This window comes from Microbacterium testaceum, from assembly GCF_003075375.1.
In the GTDB taxonomy this organism is placed as follows: domain Bacteria; phylum Actinomycetota; class Actinomycetes; order Actinomycetales; family Microbacteriaceae; genus Microbacterium; species Microbacterium testaceum_E.
The window spans coordinates 48732-64465 of record NZ_QDFT01000005.1; the positions used below are offsets into that span (position 1 = coordinate 48732).

16 protein-coding genes are annotated in these 15734 nt (G+C 72.4%); 4 read left to right on the forward strand and 12 right to left on the reverse strand.

What is annotated here, in order from left to right; all coding sequences use genetic code 11:
* Positions 1-58 precede the first annotated feature (58 nt).
* On the forward strand, positions 59-694 hold the full coding sequence (gene cofC / locus DC432_RS03190; RefSeq protein WP_108318559.1) for a 2-phospho-L-lactate guanylyltransferase: 636 nt from the start codon (positions 59-61) through the stop codon (positions 692-694).
* A 440-nt stretch (positions 695-1134) separates the two neighbouring features.
* On the opposite strand, the gene cofD is transcribed toward cofC, so the two are convergent.
* Positions 1135-2100: a 2-phospho-L-lactate transferase gene (cofD, locus tag DC432_RS03195; RefSeq protein WP_116536655.1), complete on the reverse strand. Its 966-nt coding sequence runs from the start codon at positions 2098-2100 to the stop codon at positions 1135-1137.
* Between the two features lie 521 nt (positions 2101-2621).
* On the opposite strand from cofD, the gene DC432_RS03200 reads away from it, so the two are divergent.
* A complete protein-coding gene (locus DC432_RS03200) occupies positions 2622-2891 on the forward strand; it encodes a hypothetical protein (protein WP_116536656.1) in 270 nt (89 codons plus the stop codon).
* A 212-nt stretch (positions 2892-3103) separates the two neighbouring features.
* Here the strand turns inward: DC432_RS03200 and hemL are convergent, their stop codons facing one another.
* The 10 genes from hemL to hemE form a co-directional block, all read right to left on the reverse strand.
* Positions 3104-4444 carry a glutamate-1-semialdehyde 2,1-aminomutase gene (gene hemL, locus DC432_RS03205; RefSeq protein ID WP_116536657.1) on the reverse strand — a complete coding sequence of 447 codons (1341 nt, stop codon included), beginning with the start codon at positions 4442-4444 and terminating at the stop codon, positions 3104-3106.
* A gap of 129 nt (positions 4445-4573) precedes the next feature.
* Positions 4574-5557 carry a porphobilinogen synthase gene (gene hemB, locus DC432_RS03210; RefSeq protein WP_116536658.1) on the reverse strand — a complete coding sequence of 328 codons (984 nt, stop codon included), beginning with the start codon at positions 5555-5557 and terminating at the stop codon, positions 4574-4576.
* Positions 5554-6369: a uroporphyrinogen-III synthase gene (locus DC432_RS03215; RefSeq protein WP_108318529.1), complete on the reverse strand. Its 816-nt coding sequence runs from the start codon at positions 6367-6369 to the stop codon at positions 5554-5556. Before DC432_RS03215 ends, hemB begins: the two co-directional genes overlap by 4 nt.
* Entirely contained in the window at positions 6366-7364 is a 999-nt protein-coding gene (hemC, locus tag DC432_RS03220; RefSeq protein ID WP_116536659.1) for a hydroxymethylbilane synthase, read from the reverse strand. Before hemC ends, DC432_RS03215 begins: the two co-directional genes overlap by 4 nt.
* Positions 7361-8032, reverse strand: coding sequence for a hydrogen peroxide-dependent heme synthase (gene hemQ, locus DC432_RS03225; RefSeq protein WP_108318525.1), 672 nt, complete (start codon positions 8030-8032; stop codon positions 7361-7363). Before hemQ ends, hemC begins: the two co-directional genes overlap by 4 nt.
* A 138-nt stretch (positions 8033-8170) precedes the next feature.
* On the reverse strand, positions 8171-8449 hold the full coding sequence (locus tag DC432_RS03230; RefSeq protein WP_108318523.1) for a hypothetical protein: 279 nt from the start codon (positions 8447-8449) through the stop codon (positions 8171-8173).
* Positions 8439-8849: a phage holin family protein gene (locus DC432_RS03235; RefSeq protein WP_108318521.1), complete on the reverse strand. Its 411-nt coding sequence runs from the start codon at positions 8847-8849 to the stop codon at positions 8439-8441. Before DC432_RS03235 ends, DC432_RS03230 begins: the two co-directional genes overlap by 11 nt.
* Before the next feature lie 4 nt (positions 8850-8853).
* Positions 8854-9255, reverse strand: coding sequence for a hypothetical protein (locus DC432_RS03240; protein ID WP_181373533.1), 402 nt, complete (start codon positions 9253-9255; stop codon positions 8854-8856).
* Positions 9256-9362: 107 nt separating this feature from the next.
* Positions 9363-10871: a protoporphyrinogen oxidase gene (hemG, locus tag DC432_RS03245; RefSeq protein WP_116536660.1), complete on the reverse strand. Its 1509-nt coding sequence runs from the start codon at positions 10869-10871 to the stop codon at positions 9363-9365.
* Positions 10868-11905 (reverse strand): uroporphyrinogen decarboxylase, encoded by a 1038-nt coding sequence (hemE, locus tag DC432_RS03250; protein WP_116536661.1) that lies wholly within the window; start codon positions 11903-11905, stop codon positions 10868-10870. The genes hemG and hemE overlap by 4 nt, the downstream gene beginning before the upstream one ends.
* A gap of 131 nt (positions 11906-12036) precedes the next feature.
* Here hemE and DC432_RS03255 point away from each other — a divergent pair, with 131 nt between their 5' ends.
* Together DC432_RS03255 and DC432_RS03260 are read left to right on the forward strand one after the other, a co-directional pair.
* Positions 12037-13362 (forward strand): glutamyl-tRNA reductase, encoded by a 1326-nt coding sequence (locus tag DC432_RS03255; protein WP_108318557.1) that lies wholly within the window; start codon positions 12037-12039, stop codon positions 13360-13362.
* A gap of 204 nt (positions 13363-13566) precedes the next feature.
* Positions 13567-14139 (forward strand): HhH-GPD-type base excision DNA repair protein, encoded by a 573-nt coding sequence (locus DC432_RS03260; protein WP_116536662.1) that lies wholly within the window; start codon positions 13567-13569, stop codon positions 14137-14139.
* Between the two features lie 143 nt (positions 14140-14282).
* Here DC432_RS03260 and DC432_RS03265 read toward each other — a convergent pair whose 3' ends face one another.
* Positions 14283-15671, reverse strand: coding sequence for a glycine--tRNA ligase (locus DC432_RS03265; RefSeq protein ID WP_116536663.1), 1389 nt, complete (start codon positions 15669-15671; stop codon positions 14283-14285).
* Positions 15672-15734 lie beyond the last annotated feature (63 nt).

The window sequence follows — 15734 nt, forward strand, 5'->3', positions numbered from 1 at the left end:
TCCGGCGCCGCGCCACCCCCATCCGCTGATGTCGGCGGTTCGACGCACAATGGAGACGATGAGAACCCCTGACACCTCCGGCTGGACGATCATCGTCCCGGTCAAACCCGCCGCCGTCGGCAAGTCGCGCCTGATCGACGTGGGCACCGACCGCGAGGCGCTCGCCCGCGCGATCGCGCTCGACACGATCACCGCCGCGGCGGCCGCCGACCGTGTGACCCGGGTGATCGTCGTCACCGACGACGCCGGGGTCCGCGCCGAGCTCCGGCGCGTGCGCTCCGTCGACGTCGTCCCCGAGGGCGACACCCGCGGACTCGACGCCGCGATCGCCCTGGGCGCCGACGCCGCGGGTCTCGGTGTGCCGCGCGCCGCGCTGCTGGGCGATGTCCCGGCCCTCCGTCCCGCCGATCTCGACGCCGCGCTCGCGCTCGCGGCATCCGTCGAACGGGGTCTGGTTCCGGATGCCGAGGGCACCGGCTCCACCTTCATCACCGCCCGCGCGGGAGCCGTCTGGGTCTCGGCCTTCGGCGAGGACTCCGCCGCGCGCCACCGCCTGCTCGGCTGCACCGACCTCGCGGTCGAGCGCGGCTCGACGCTGCACCGCGACGTCGACACCGCCGCACAGCTGTCGGAGGCCGTGGCCCTGGGGGTCGGGCGGCACACGTCCGCGGTGCTGGCCTCGGCCGCCGCCTGACGCGTCGCGGCGGCGGGGGCTTGCCGCGCCTTCGCGCGGGTGGCGGCGGGTGGCGTTGCCGCGGCCCCGGCCGCTGGCGGTGGTCGACTGCCGACCTTTGCGCGGGCCTCGCCGAAAGCCCGGGCATCCGCCGACGCCACCGAGCTCGGAGAAACGCGCGAAACTCGGACATTCTCGCGCGCAACATCCGAGTTTCGCGCGAAAGTCCGAGCCGACGACCGCCAGCCCGGGACCGCGCCCCCCGCGCCGGCCGACGCTCCGGCGCTCCGGCGCTCCGGCGCGGGCGCACCCCACACCCCACCACCGAGCTCGGAGAAACGCGCGAAACTCGGACATTCTCGCGCGCAACATCCGAGTTCCGCGCGAAAGTCCGAGCCGGTGACGCCGAGCGCCCGCACACGACGCCCCCGCGCGCGGCGCCCCGCAGCGTGTCCCGGCGCCTACGCCCGCAGCGCCGCCTCGGCGATCGCCGCGGACGTCTCTTCGTCGCGCATCCACAGCGGCGCCACCACGGCGCGCACCCCCGCCGCCTCGACCTCGGCCGCCGCGTCCGCGTCCTCCTCGGCGAGCAGCCACGCGTCGAGCACCCCGTCCGCCGATCGCGCGCCGTAGTGCCGCGCCACGGCCGCGGCCGAGGTATCCACGCCGATCGCCGTCAGACACACGTCCGCCATGCCGCGCACCACGCGGCCGCCGATGATCGGCGAGACGCCCACCACCCGGGCCGCCGTCGCCCGCAGCGCTTCGCGCACGCCCGGCACCGCCAGGATCGGGCCGATCGACACGACCGGATTCGAGGGGGCGAGCAGCACGACGTCGGCCGAGGCGATGGCCTCCTGCACACCGGGCGCCGGCTCGGCATCCGTGATTCCCGGGTTCTCGAACGCCCGGGGAGTCAGCTGCGCGCGATGGCGCGTCCACCACTCCTGGAAGTGCATCCGCCGACCGTCCTCCAGCAGCACGTGCGTGTCGACCTCGCTGTCGGTCATCGGCAGCAGATGGATGCCGAGCCCCCACCGCTCCCCCATGCGGGCGATCACGTGGGTCGGCGTCAGCCCCTCGCGCAGCCAGCCGGTGCGGGCGAGGTGGGTGCCCAGGTCGAGGTCGCCGAGCGTGAACCACGGCCAGCCGGCGCCCCACGCCTGAAGTTCCTCGTTGACGCGTTCGGTGTCGCCCGCGCGGCCCCACCCGCGCTCGGTGTCGTTCACCCCGGCGAGGGCGTAGGTGATCGAGTCGACGTCGGGTTGCAGACGAACCCCGGAGAGCCACAGGTCGTCGCCGGTGTTGACGACGACGGTCGCCTCGGGCGCGCCGAGCCGGCGCAGCGCGGCGCGAACGCCGAGAGTGAACTTCGACCCCCCGACTCCACCGGCGAGAACCACGACACGGGGCTGAGGAGGACGCATTGGTTCAGTCTTTCACCCTGTGGAGGGACGTGAGAATGTTCACATCTTCCCTCCGACGGAGGGGAGCGCGACTGCCATCACCCGAGTGACAGATCTCTTCTCCTCTCGTGAAGCCGAGGCGGCGATCGCCCGTATCGAGCAGCAGGTCGCTGAGGCGCAGGTGCGTGCCGCGCAGGCGCAGCAGGTGCAGGCGGACATCGATGCGGTGCGGGCGACGGCGACGGCGCCGCGACGTGAGGTGGCGGTGACGGTGGATGCAACGGGCCGATCCGACCAGCGACCTCCCGCCGACTCTCAACGACCTGATTACTCTGGTGAACGACGTAGTGAGGTCGGCGCAAGCCCTCGAGCCGGCACCGGTCACCACCCCGGGTAGATTCGTCGAACCACTCTTCTTCCTCGACGACCGCGCCGCAGAGAACTCGAGTACCTCCTGAGCGAGGTGGACGGCGCGCGCCACCGCAGAGCACAACGCCGAACGAGCGGTGGGTTGGCTCGGTGAGCTCAGGGAAGGACGCACCATGACCCTCGACACCGCCCTCACCGCCTACATCTGGGCCGACGACTCCGCCATCCCCGGCCGGCATCCCGAGGCCGTCCCCGATCGAGCCCTTCGCACCCACGTCGAGGGCCTGATCGACCGGATGGATGCCGTCACCCCCGGCGACGACGCGACAGACCTGGCCGCGTGGGCTGACCGCACCGTCCGCGCGCTCGTTGCAGAGCGCGATGACGTGGGCGAAGCCGGCATCCGGGCTCTCTCCGCTCTCCTCAGCTGGACGTGGCGCTGATCTCAGACCTGACCACGCGGGCACGGCTGCCACGTCGCGCGACGGCGCCGAGGTACCATCGACATCGGCCAGCACGCCACGAGTCTCGAGAACAGCGGCGAGAAGGTGGACGGCGCGGGGCGTGCGGGCAGCATGACTCCAGCCTTCCGGCCGCACCTGCCCCGCGCATCATCGCGAAGGACGAAACATATCCTCCGCGAGCATTATCCCCGCTACTGAGCCAGCAACGTCGGATCCAGCGCCTCCGCGGCCGCCTTCGCCGCGACCGGCAGCGCCTCGAGCACGCGGTCGAGGGCGACGCCGTCGTGGGCGGCGGTGAGGAACCAGGCTTCGAACACGCTCGGCGGCAGCGAGACACCGGCATCCAGCATCGCGTGGAAGAACGGGGCGTACCGGTACGACTGCTGCGTGAGGGCCGTGGCGTAGTCGCGGGGCACCTCGGGCAAGAAGGCGACGCCGAACAGCGATCCCGCGCGCGGCACGGCGTGGACCACGCCCTCCGCGGTGAGCGCAGCGTCCAGCGCCTCCGACACCTGAGCGGCCGCGGCGTCGACCGCCGCGTAGACCTCGGGCGTCGCCAGGCGCAGCGTCGCGAGGCCCGCGGCGACCGAGAGCGGGTTCCCCGACAGCGTGCCCGCCTGGTACACCGGGCCCAGCGGCGCGAGGTGGTCCATGATCTCGGCGCGGCCGGCGAGGGCCGCGAGCGGCATCCCTCCGCCGATGACCTTGCCGTACGTGAGGATGTCGGGCAGGTACCGCTCGCCCCGCGAGGCCTGCAGGCCCCAGAACCCGGCGGGGTGCACGCGGAACCCGGTGAGCACCTCGTCCATGATCAGCAGCGACCCGTTGGCGTGCGCGATGTCGGCGAGCGCGGCGTTGAAGCCGGGCAGCGGCGGCACCACGCCCATGTTCGCCGAGGCGGCCTCGACGATGATCGCGGCGATGTTCTCGCCGTGCACGGCGAACACCTCGCGCACCGCGTCGAGGTCGTTGTACGGCAGCACGAGCGTCTGCGCGGCGATCGGCGCCGGAACGCCCGCCGAACCGGGCAGCGCGAGTGTCGCGACGCCCGAGCCGGCGGCGGCCAGCAGGCCGTCGGAGTGGCCGTGGTAGTGCCCCGCGAACTTGATGAGCAGGTCGCGACCGGTCACCCCGCGGGCGAGGCGGATCGCCGTCATCGTCGCCTCGGTGCCGGTCGACACCAGGCGCACCTTCTCGATCGGCTTCAGATCGCCCACCTGCACGCGCTGCGCGACGAGGTCGGCCAGCTCCACCTCTGCCCCCGTGGGAGCACCGAAGGACAGACCCCGGGATGCCGCCGACTGCACCGCCCCGACCACCTCGGGGTGCGCGTGGCCAAGAAGTGCCGGTCCCCACGAGGCGACCAGGTCGACGTACTCGCGGCCCGCGGCATCCGTGATCCGAGGTCCCGAGGCCGACTGGACGAAGCGCGGCGTGCCACCCACGGAGCCGTACGCGCGGACGGGCGAGTTGACGCCGCCCGGGATGACGTCCTTGGCGCGGGCGAACCACTGGTCGTTGAGATCGGTCATGGCATCCATTCTTCCGGGCGCGCGCGGGTATCGGCTCCGCGCAGGGCGCACTCACCCGCGTGAGTCACGGGGATCCGTCGCCTCCGAGGTGGTCGAGGCGACACATACCCACCGGGCGAGGAATCGGGCTTAGAGCTCCTCGCGGAGCCAGCGGGCGGCCTCGAGGGCCCAGTACGTCAGGATCGCGTCGGCGCCGGCACGACGGATGCCGAGCAGGCTCTCGAGGATCGCACCACGCCGGTCGATCCAGCCGTGGGCCGCGGCCGCCTCGACCATCGCGTACTCGCCCGACACCTGGTACGCCCACACGGGGACGTCGACCGAGGCCTTCACCTCGGCGAGCACGTCGAGGTACGGCAGCGCCGGCTTGACCATGACCACGTCGGCACCCTCTTCGACGTCGAGCAGCGCTTCGCGCACGCCCTCGCGGCCGTTGCCGGGGTCGAGCTGGTACGAGCGACGGTCGCCCTTCAGCTGCGAGTCGACGGCCTCGCGGAAGGGGCCGTAGAAGGCACCGGCGTACTTGGCGGAATAGGCCAGGATCAGCGTGTCGGTGAAGCCCTCGGCATCCAGCGCCTCGCGCACCGCACCGACCTGGCCGTCCATCATCCCCGACAGTCCCAGCATCGCCGAGCCGGCGCGCGCCTGCGCCAGGCCCATCGCCGTGTAGCGCTCGAGGGTGGCGTCGTTGTCGACGCTGCCGTCGGCCTGCAGGACTCCGCAGTGCCCGTGGTCGGTGAACTCGTCCAGGCACAGGTCGGTCTGCACGACCAGGGCGTCGCCCACCTCGGCCACGACCGCCTCGGTGGCGCGGTTCAGGATGCCGCTCGGGTCATCCGCTCCCGACCCCACCGCGTCGCGCACCTCGGGCACGCCGAACAGCATGACCCCGCCGATGCGCTGTTCGGCGGCCTCGGCGACCGCGCGACGCAGTGAGTCCATCGAGTGCTGCACGATCCCCGGCATCGACCCGATCGGGCTCGGCTCGGTGATGCCCTCGCGCACGAACATCGGCAGCACCAGCTGCGACGGCACGAGGTGCGTCTCGCGGGCGAGGCGACGGACGGCGGGGGTGCGGCGCAGGCGCCGCGGGCGGTGCTCGGGAAAGCTCATGGGGTCGATTCGTCGATGGAGAGAGGGAAGCGGGCGACGGCGTCGATGAGGGAGTCGACGGTCTGGGTCTCGGCCACGACGTCGACGCCGAGTCCGGCGCGCTTGGCGTCTTTCGCGGTGCGCGGGCCGATGGCGGCGATGACGGTGGATGCCGGGATCTCGGGGAACTGCTCCACCACCTGCTCGGCGACGGAACCGCTGGTCACGAGGATGGCGTTGATGCGGCCCGAGTGGACGTCGGTGGCGATCTTGTCGGTCACCGGGACGCCGACCGTGCGATAGGCGACGACGCTGCGCACGTCGTGACCGGCCTCGATGAGCAGCCGCGTGAGCACGGGCTTGGCGATCTCGCTGCGCAGGGTCAGCACCTTGCGGGGCTGCGTCTCGAGCGCGATCATCTGCTCGGCCATGCCCTGGGCGGAGTTGTCGCGCTCGGGCACGAGGTCGACGCGGTAGCCGACGGCCTGCATCGCCGCTGCCGTGGTCTCGCCCACGACCGCGACCTTCGTCTCGGCGGGGATCTCGGCCTTGTACGCGTAGAGGACGTCGACGGTGGTGGCGCTGGTGAGCGTGAGCCAGTCGAACGCGCCCGCGGCCAGGTCGGCGAGGGCCTCGTCGAGGGTCGCCTGGTCGTTCGTCGGCGCGAAGTTGATCAGCGGCGCGATGACCGGAACGGCCCCGAGCTGCCGCAGGCGCGCGGCGACACCGTCGCCCCAGGGACCCCCGCGCGGCACGAGCACGCGCCGCCCCGCGAGGGGCTTGGGCACGCTGCCCGTGGTCGGGTTCGGCGTGTGCCAGTGGCCTTCATTCATGTGGTCGACTCTCGTGGTACCAGGTCGGCCGCCCCGCGTTCGAGCAACCGACGCGCGGCTTCTCGGCCCGCTCGCGTCGCTCGCGCGATCGGCCCCCCGTCGTCGGCAGCATTCGCCCCATTGCCACTGCCCGTTTCCCCACCATACCCCGGGGACAGACGCACGGTCCGGTCGATTCCGATCCTCTGGCTCCCGTCGAGGGCGTAGACGACCGCCCGCAGGCGCAGATCACCGTCGACCAGCGCGGCGTGGGTGCCCACGGGTGCGCTGCATCCGGCATCCAGGGCATTGAGGACGACGCGCTCGGCGGTGATCGCCACGCGCGTGTCCTCGTCGTCGAGCGCGGCGAGGGCCGCATGGATCTCGGGGGCGATGTCGTCCCGGGTCTCGACCGCGAGGGAACCCTGGCCCGGCGCCGTCGGCCACTCGGCCAGCCCCAGCGCCTCGGCGTGCAGGCCGCCCAGGTCGCCGCCCAGGCGCGAGATGCCCGCGGCGGCGAGGATGACGGCATCCAGTTCTCCCTCGCGCACGCGCGCGAGCCGCGAGTCGACGTTGCCGCGGATGTCGCGGATGTCGAGGCGCGGGTTGTGGCGACGGGCCTGCGCGATACGACGCGGAGAACCCGTTCCCACGCGCGAACCCGGCGCGAGAGCTCCCAACGGCGTGCCGTCGCGGGTGACCACGACGTCGCGCGCGTCCTCGCGGGGCGGGGTCGCGGCGATCACCAGGCCCTCCGGCTGCACCGTCGGCAGGTCTTTGAGCGAGTGCACGAGGAAGTCGCAGCGGTCGGCGGCGAGCGCCTCGCGCAGACCGTTCGCGAACACGCCGCGCCCGCCCAGCTGCGACAGCGACGCGCGGTTGACGTCGCCCTCGGACACGATGGGCACCAGTTCGACCGGACGACCGGATGCCGCGGCGACCGCGTCGGCCACCATCTGCGACTGCGCCATCGCCAGGGTGCTGCGACGCGTACCGAGCCGCAGAGGCGCCGTCACTGGAGGATCTCGGGGATCTCGTCGAGCGTGACGAGACGGCCGGTGTAGAACGGCACCTCCTCGCGCACGTGGCGTCGGGCCTCGGTGTAGCGCAGGTCGCGCATCATGTCGACGAGGTCGGTGAGGACGTCGGACTCCATCGGCAGCAGCCACTCGTAGTCGCCGAGGGCGAAGGATGCCACGGTGTTCGCGATCACGCCCCGGTACTCGGAGCCCTTCTTGCCGTGCTCGATGAGCATGTCGCGACGCTCGGCCTCGGGCAGCAGGTACCACTCGTAGCTGCGCACGAACGGGTACAGGCACAGCCATTGCTTCGCGTCGATGCCGCGCAGGAACCCGGGAACGTGCGAGCGGTTGAATTCGGCGTCGCGGTGCACGCCCATCGCGTTCCAGGTCGGCAGCAGGTTCTTGAGCACCTCGGTGCGGCGCAGGCGACGCAGGTCGCGCTGGAGCGCCTGGGGGTCTTCGCCGTAGAGCCAGACCATCAGGTCGGCGTCGGCGCGCAGACCGCTGACGTCGTAGAACCCGCGGACGGTGACGCCGTCGGCCTCGATCAGTGAGACGAGGTCGGCGAGCTCGGTCGCCTCGGAGGCGGTGACGGGGTTCTCGGGATCGCGGCGGAAGACCGCCCACAGCGTGTACACGGAAGAGGAGCTGTCATCGGACATGACTCCTAGTCTCGTCCGGTCGCCGCGACGGGCCAAACCGGTTGACTCGCCGCCGAACCACCCCTCGCATCAGGAACGGCACCCGGGAATGACGAAGCGGCCCGCCCCGGCGAGGGGGACGAGCCGCTCCGAGCCTTCTCAGCGCGTATAGGCGCGGACGATGCCCCAGACCGCGACACCCACGAGGGCGGCGACACCGGCGACGACCGCCGCGGCGGCGGCGGGGTTCTTCTGCGCCTTCGCGCGCACCTCGTGCACTTTGCGGTCGACGGTCTCGCTCGCGCGACGCGGGATGTTCGCCTTGACCTCGAGGGCCGCCAGAGCGGCCTTGAGCTCGGCGCGCGCCGACTCGACGGGGTCGGTGATCCCCAGCGGCACGGCCGTGCGGGGCACGGGGACGGGTCGATCAATACTCATCGCGGGCCTCCTTGACGATGCGGACGTCTTCGGCGATGGCCTTGCCCGGGTTCTCGCGGTTCGACAGCTTCTTGAACCGCAGATAGCCCAGCAGCGCCAGGATCGCCGTGATCACCACCATCACGCCGAACACCACGAGCGCCGACAGCCACACGGGCCACCAGGACGACAGCCCCGCGATGACGAACGCGAAGAACACCGGAATGGCCCAGAAGAGCACGATCAGGGCGCCGACGAACCAGCCGGCGCCGATCCCGGCGTCCTTCGCCGTGCGCTGCGCCCACGCCTTCGCCCCGTTGATCTCGGCGACGACGAGGTTGCGCACGAGCTCCGGGATGTCGCCGATCAGCGTGAACAGACTGTCGTCGGAGCGATCGCGGAATCCGCGCGGAGTGGTCATGCGGTCAGCTTCCGGACGCGTCGGAAGCGCTCTGGGCGGCCTTCGCACGCGTGGTGGCGGTCTTCTCGGCGCGCTTGGCGTCGTCGACGGAGTCCTCGACCACGTCGGCGACCTCGTGGGCCGACTGCTTGGCGGCGCGTCCCGCGCGCTCGGCGCGCTCCTGCACGGTGCCGGACTGCGACGCGGCGCCCGTGACGGACTTCGCGCCCTTCCACACCACGCCGGGAACGGACTTGAGGGCCGAGACGCCGAACGCCTTGACCTTCTCGACCTGTCCCTGGACGACGGGCTGGTCCCAGACCTTGCCGGCCTGCGTCTTGATCTGCTCGTACCGCTGGCGGCCGGCGCGTGCTCCGAGCACGTAGCCCGCCACGAGTCCGACGACGAGTGCTGCTTTGCCCCTCATGGGGTCTCCTCACGCTCGATCGAGTGGGTCGAGTCTCACAGTAGTCATGTATGCCGTCTCGGGCATCCGCCCTTGACAGCGCGACGCAGACGGGCGACCCGTCCCGGTCAGCCGCGCCAGAGCGCCGCGCTGCGGACGCGGTCGGCTTCGTCGCGCGCGTCCGGGATCACCTGCGCGAGACCCGTGCCCGAGACCCAGGCCCCCGTGACGCCCAGACCGGGAACCGCGCGCACCGCACCGCGGGCGGCGGCCGTCACCGCGGCCCGACCGATGGTCGCCGCCGGCTGCGATTGCACGTACCGCGAGCGGTGACTGTCTCTCAGAGCGGATGCCGACAACTCCACGCCCAGCATCGCCGAGGCCTCGGCGAGCGCGAGGCGGGCGGCGGCGGCATCGTCGAGGGACGCGGTGGCGGGCTCTTCACCCTGCGCCCCGAACGACACGCGCACGACGTGGACGCCGGGCTCGGTGGCATCCCGCACCCACTCCCATTTGGCACTCGAGTGCGTCAGCGCCTTGGCGACGTGGCTGCCGGGCACGGTGAGCACGCCGGTCCCCCGCGGGGCGGCGTCGAGCTCGGGCGCGTTCACCACGAGCGTCACCACCTCGACCACAGGGGCGACCGGTTCGCCTTCGTCGAGGCCCGGGACGACGGGAGCCAGCAGCGCCCGCGCCGGACCCTCGGGAAGGGCGACGACGACCGCGCGCGCGGCGATCGGCTCGGCGTCGGCCGAGGTCGAGACGCTCCAGCCGTCGTCCGTGCGGTGCAGGCCCTCGGCGCGGACACCCGGGCGCAGGTCGGCACCGGCGTCGGTCAGTCCGGTCACGAGCGCGTCGACCAGGCGCGACATGCCGCCCGCGATCCCCTCGACCGCTCCTCCGGGCGCGGGCGCCTGCGGAGCCGCACCCGCGACGACCGGGACGTCCGAGGCCGGGGCGTCGGCGGGACGCGTCGAGGCGCGTCGCGCGCGCAGCTCGGCCACGGCCCCGGTCAGCGACCCGGTGCGCGTCAGCGCCGCGTTCAGGCCCGGGGCGGCGAGGTCGACGTCGATGTCGTCGGGCCGCGCCGAGTAGACACCGCTGGTGACCGGGGCGACCAGGCGATCGAGCACGCGCGCGCCCAGGCGCGAGCGCACGAGCTTGCCGAGGCTCAGCGTGTGGCCGATGGTCAGCGGCGGCCGCAGGCGGTCGACGTAGGCGCGCCATGCACCCGACCAGCCGATGATGCGGCGGACGGCGGGGTCGAAGGGATTGTCCGGGATGCCGAGCACCCCGCCCTTCGGCAGGGGGGCCGCACCGACCCCGGGGACGCCCGCGACCCACGCTCCCGCGGGGTTCGGGGTCACGACGGCGTCGGCCAGGCCAAGCTCGCCGAGGAGGCCGCGCACGATGCCGCCGCGGGTCGCGTAGCTCTCGGCGCCCACGTCGAGGACGATGCCGCCGACCTCGGCCGTGCGCAGGACGCCGCCGAACACGTCGGACGACTCGAGCACGGTCACCTGCAGGCCCACCTTGGCGCACTCGCGCGCGGCGATCAGGCCCGAGACCCCGCCGCCGACGACGACGACGCGGGTCTCGTGCGCGTGCTGGATCAGGCGGTCGAGGGGCTCGCTCACTCGCCCTCCCCGTGGGCGTGCGCCACGATGCGCGTCAGCTGGTCGGGATCGGTGTCGGGCGGAACGCCGTGGCCGAGGTTGAGCACGTGCGCGCGCGCCGCGCGACCGCGGGCGAGCACGTCGTCGACGTGGGCGCGCAGCACCGGCCACGGGGCGCCCAGCAACGCGGGGTCGATGTTGCCCTGCAGGGTCGTGTCGGGGCCGACGACCGCTGCGGCCTCGTCGAGCGGCATCCGCCAGTCGACTCCCACCGCGTCGGCGAGCCCGCCCAGGCGCATCTCGTCGAGGAAGGCGCCGGTGCCCACGCCGAAGTGGATGCGAGGAACCTCGATGCCCTCGAGCGCCGCGGTCGAGTGCGGCGCGATGAACTCGCGGAACGTCGCCGTCGACAGCGACCCGGCCCACGAGTCGAACAGCTGCACGGCCTGGGCGCCGCCCTCGATCTGGGCGTCGAGGAACGCGCGCGACACCTTCGCCAGCCAGCCGGCCAGGCGGTGCCACGACTGCGGGTCGGCGTGCATCATGCCGCGGGCGCGCAGGTGCTCCTTGGACGGGCCGCCCTCGACCAGATACGCCGCGAGGGTGAAGGGGGCGCCGGCGAAACCGATCAGCGGCACCCGGTCGCTCAGCTCCGCGGTCACGCGGCGAGCGGCCTCGCGCACGGGCTCGGCGGCCGCGGCGACCTCGGCCGGGTCGATCGCCGTGACGCGGGCGACGTCGTCGGCCGTGCGCACGGGGTCGGCGAACACCGGACCGCGACCGGGTTCGATGACGACGTCGACACCGGCCAGACGCAACGGCACGACGATGTCGCTGAAGAAGATCGCGGCATCCACGTCGTGACGACGGATGGGCTGCAGCGTGATCTCGGCGGCGAGATCGGGGGTCAGGCACGCATCGAGCATGCGCGTGCCCACGCGCAGCTCGCGGTACTCGGGGAGCGAGCGCCCCGCCTGCCGCATGAACCACACCGGCTGACGCTCGGGGCGTTCGCCTCGGAGGGCGCGGAGAAGGGGAGCGTCGAGGGAGGCCATGGCATCCATCCTCCCATCCGCGTCCTGTGAGACAGGAGGGGCGGCACGGTCCCGGGCCGTCGGAGAACGGATGCCTTGATGTCGAAGGGCCGCCCGGAATACCCCGAGGGAGCCGGGCGTAGAATATGAGCGTGTTGTTGTGCGTCAGCGCGAGTCACAAGACCGCGCCCTTCGAGCTCCTCGAGCGGCTCAGCGTACCCCGCACCCCCGTCGCCCCCCTGATCGCCGAGCACGACGAGTGCGTGCAGGGCGCCGTCGTCGTCGCCACGTGCAACCGCTTCGAGGCCTACGTCGATATGGACGAGCCCGTCACCGCCGCCGTGGCCCTGGGCATCGATGCCACGCTCTCGGCCATCGAGGCCGCCACCGGCGTCCCCGCCGCCGAGCTCGAGGGCTCGTACACCGTGCTGGGCGGCGACGACGTGGCCGAACACCTGTTCTCGGTGGCATCCGGTCTCGAATCCGTCGTCGTCGGCGAGGGCGAGATCGCCGGCCAGGTGCGTCGCGCGCTGACCGAGTCGCGTCAGCTGGGCACGACCTCGGCCGAGCTCGAGCGCCTCTTCCAGCGCGCCTCCGAGGCGCAGCGCGGCGTCAAGAACTCCACCGCCATCGGCCGCGCAGGCCGCTCTCTCGTGCGTCTGGGCCTCGAACTGGCCGACAGCCGCATCGCCGACTGGTCCACGCAGCGCGTGCTGCTGGTGGGCACCGGCGCGTACGCCGCCGCCACGGTCGCCGCGCTCCGCGACCAGGGCGCCGAGGACATCTCGGTGCACTCCCCCTCGGGCCGCGCGGCGAAGTTCGCCGCAAAGCACGGCCTGCGCGCGGTGTCGGCCGAGACCTTCCCCGCCGCCGTGGCGCACGCCGACCTCGTGATCACCTGCACCACGAGCGAGAACCACGTCGTCAGCGCCGCGACCTACGCCGCGGGACGCACGGGTTCCGAGACGACGGCCGCGGCCGGCTGCCCGGTCGACCACACCGGACGCCGCCTGATCATCGACCTGGGCCTTCCCCGCAACGTCGACCCCGACGTCGCGACCGTCCCGGGCGTCGACCTGCTCGACCTCGAGACCATCCGCCTGCACGCCCCGCTCGAAGAGCTGCAGGCGACCGACGCGGCGCGCGACCTCGTGCGCGACGCCGCCAAGCGCTTCGCCTCGGTCGGCGAGCGCAAGAACATCACCCCCGCGGTCGTGGCGCTGCGCGCCCACGTCTTCGGCGTTCTCGACACCGAGGTGGCCCGCGTGCGCGCCCGCGGCGACGAGGGCGGGCAGACCGAGCAGGCGCTGCGCCACCTGGTCGGCGTGCTGCTGCACACCCCCACGACGCGTGCGCACGAGCTGGCCGAGTCGGGTCGCGCCGACGACTACATCGACGCGCTGTCCGCGCTGTTCGGCATCGAGGTCGCGGACCCCGCCGCCCCCGCGCTCCCGCGCGACATCGCCGACGCCGGCTGAGCGGGCGTCGCACGGTCGTCCCGCAGCGCCGTGCCGACCCGCGAGACTGCATCCCGCTGACGACTCGGCGACAGGATGTCGCCGACCTGTCAGCCGCGTGCAGTCTCGGCGAGCCTCGGCGCGTCTCGGCGCGTCCCGGCGCGTCTCGGCGTGCGCGGGCGACGGGGCGAGCCGGGGCCGACCCGCGCGCGGGAGAATGAACGCATGAGCCTGCGCATCACCGACGACCCCGCCGCCGACGACCTGCTGTCGACGAACCCGCTCGCGCTGCTGATCGGCATGCTGCTCGACCAGCAGGTCCCCATGGAGACCGCGTTCGCGGGCCCGCTCAAGATCCAGGAGCGGACCGGATCGATGGATGCCGCGGCCATCGCCCACCAGGACCCCGACGACTTCACGGCGGCGTTCTCGCAGTCGCCCGCGGTGCACCGTTTTCCGGGGTCGATGGCCACGCGCGTCCAGACGCTGTGCGCCGCGATCGAGAAGGACTGGGGCGGAGCGGCCGAGAACCTCTGGACCCGCGACGACCCCGACGGCGCCACGGTCCTGAAGCGCCTCAAGGCCCTCCCCGGCTTCGGCGAGCAGAAGGCCAAGATCTTCCTCGCCCTGCTCGGCAAGCAGCGCGGCTTCGACGGCGCCGGATGGCGCGAGGCCTCTGCGCCCTACGGCGAGGACGGCTCGTACCGCTCGGTGGCCGACATCGTCAGCCCCGAGTCGCTGACGAAGGTGCGGGAGTACAAGCGCGCGGCCAAGGCCGCCGCGAAGAACGGCGAGTGAGCCCCTGCTCGGCAGGGGCCCGGTTGAGCACGCCCCGTCGGGGAGGCGTGGACGCGCACCTGCGCTGACCGCGCAAGCGGCAGAACGAGCAACCGGATGCCACGACCTCGAGGCCGTGGCATCCGGTATCGACTCAGAGCGGGTCAGGCCCCGCGCAGCCGCTCCGCCAGGTAGCCGTGCAGCGCGTCGAGACCGATGCGCTCCTGGCCCATCGTGTCGCGGTCGCGGACGGTCACGGCGTTGTCGTCGAGCGAGTCGAAGTCGATCGTGACGCAGAACGGCGTGCCGATCTCGTCCTGACGGCGGTAGCGGCGGCCGATCGCCCCGGCGTCGTCGAAGTCGACGTTCCAGCCGGCGCCGCGCAGGGTGTCGGCCACCTCGCGCGCGAGGGGCGACAGGCGCTCGTTGCGCGACAGCGGCAGGACGGCGGCCTTGACGGGCGCGAGGCGCGGATCGAGCTTGAGCACCGTGCGGGTGTCGGTGCCGCCCTTGGCGTTGGGCACCTCTTCTTCGCGGTACGCGTCGACGAGGAACGCCATCATCGCGCGCGTCAGACCGAACGACGGCTCGATGACGTACGGCGTGTACTTCTCGCCCGACGCCTGGTCGAAGAACGTCAGCGACTGGCCCGACGCCTCGGAGTGGCTCTTGAGGTCGTAGTCGGTGCGGTTCGCGACGCCCATGAGCTCGCCCCACTCCCTGCCCGGGAAGCCGAAGCGGTACTCGACGTCGATCGTGCCGGCCGAGTAGTGCGCGCGGTCGTCCTCGGGCACGTCGAAACGCTTCATGTTGTCGGCGTCGATGCCGAGGTCGATGAACCAGTTCCAGCAGGCCTCGACCCAGTGCTCGAACCACTCGTTCGCCTCGGCGGGCGGGGTGAAGTACTCGATCTCCATCTGCTCGAACTCGCGCGTGCGGAAGATGAAGTTGCCGGGCGTGATCTCGTTGCGGAACGCCTTGCCGACCTGGCCGACGCCGAACGGGGGCTTGCGACGCGATGCCGTGAGCACGTTCGAGAAGTTCACGAAGATGCCCTGCGCGGTCTCGGGGCGCAGGAAGTGCAGGCCCGACTCGTCGTCGACGACGCCGAGGTAGGTCTTGACCAGGCCCGAGAACGACTTGGGCTCGGTGTACTGGCCCTTGGTGCCGCAGTTGGGGCAGGGCACGTCGGCGAGGCCGTTCTCGGCCTTGCGGCCCTTGCGCGCCTCGAAGTCCTCGATGAGGTTGTCGGCGCGGAAGCGCTTGTGGCAGCTCAGGCACTCCACGAGCGGGTCGGTGAAGGTCGCCACATGACCCGAGGCCTCCCACACCCGCTTGGGGAGGATGACGCTGGAGTCCAGCCCCACCATGTCGCCGCGACCGCGGACGAACGTCTGCCACCACTGGCGACGGATGTTCTCTTTGAGCTCGGTGCCGAGCGGGCCGTAGTCCCACGCGGAACGCGAGCCGCCGTAGATCTCACCCGCCTGGAAGACGAACCCGCGGTGGCGGGCGAGGGCGATGACCTTGTCGAGGCGGGACTGTTCGGCCATGGCGGCTCCAATGGTCGGGAAAGTTGTGGGGATCGAGCGCGAGGGCGCGGCATCCAGTTTATC

Excerpts from the sequence above, each read along its gene's own strand:
- DC432_RS03240 (WP_181373533.1), bottom strand. The coding sequence starts at position 9,255 with ATGAGGGGCAAAGCAGCACTCGTCGTCGGACTCGTGGCGGGCTACGTG.
- hemB (WP_116536658.1), bottom strand. The coding sequence starts at position 5,557 with ATGAGCTTTCCCGAGCACCGCCCGCGGCGCCTGCGCCGCACCCCCGCC.
- hemE (WP_116536661.1), bottom strand. The coding sequence starts at position 11,905 with ATGGCCTCCCTCGACGCTCCCCTTCTCCGCGCCCTCCGAGGCGAACGC.
- DC432_RS03265 (WP_116536663.1), bottom strand. The coding sequence starts at position 15,671 with ATGGCCGAACAGTCCCGCCTCGACAAGGTCATCGCCCTCGCCCGCCAC.
- hemL (WP_116536657.1), bottom strand. The coding sequence starts at position 4,444 with ATGACCGATCTCAACGACCAGTGGTTCGCCCGCGCCAAGGACGTCATC.
- cofD (WP_116536655.1), bottom strand. The coding sequence starts at position 2,100 with ATGCGTCCTCCTCAGCCCCGTGTCGTGGTTCTCGCCGGTGGAGTCGGG.
- hemQ (WP_108318525.1), bottom strand. The coding sequence starts at position 8,032 with ATGTCCGATGACAGCTCCTCTTCCGTGTACACGCTGTGGGCGGTCTTC.
- DC432_RS03230 (WP_108318523.1), bottom strand. The coding sequence starts at position 8,449 with ATGAGTATTGATCGACCCGTCCCCGTGCCCCGCACGGCCGTGCCGCTG.
- DC432_RS03215 (WP_108318529.1), bottom strand. The coding sequence starts at position 6,369 with ATGAATGAAGGCCACTGGCACACGCCGAACCCGACCACGGGCAGCGTG.
- DC432_RS03200 (WP_116536656.1), top strand. The coding sequence starts at position 2,622 with ATGACCCTCGACACCGCCCTCACCGCCTACATCTGGGCCGACGACTCC.
- cofC (WP_108318559.1), top strand. The coding sequence starts at position 59 with ATGAGAACCCCTGACACCTCCGGCTGGACGATCATCGTCCCGGTCAAA.
- DC432_RS03260 (WP_116536662.1), top strand. The coding sequence starts at position 13,567 with ATGAGCCTGCGCATCACCGACGACCCCGCCGCCGACGACCTGCTGTCG.
- DC432_RS03235 (WP_108318521.1), bottom strand. The coding sequence starts at position 8,849 with ATGACCACTCCGCGCGGATTCCGCGATCGCTCCGACGACAGTCTGTTC.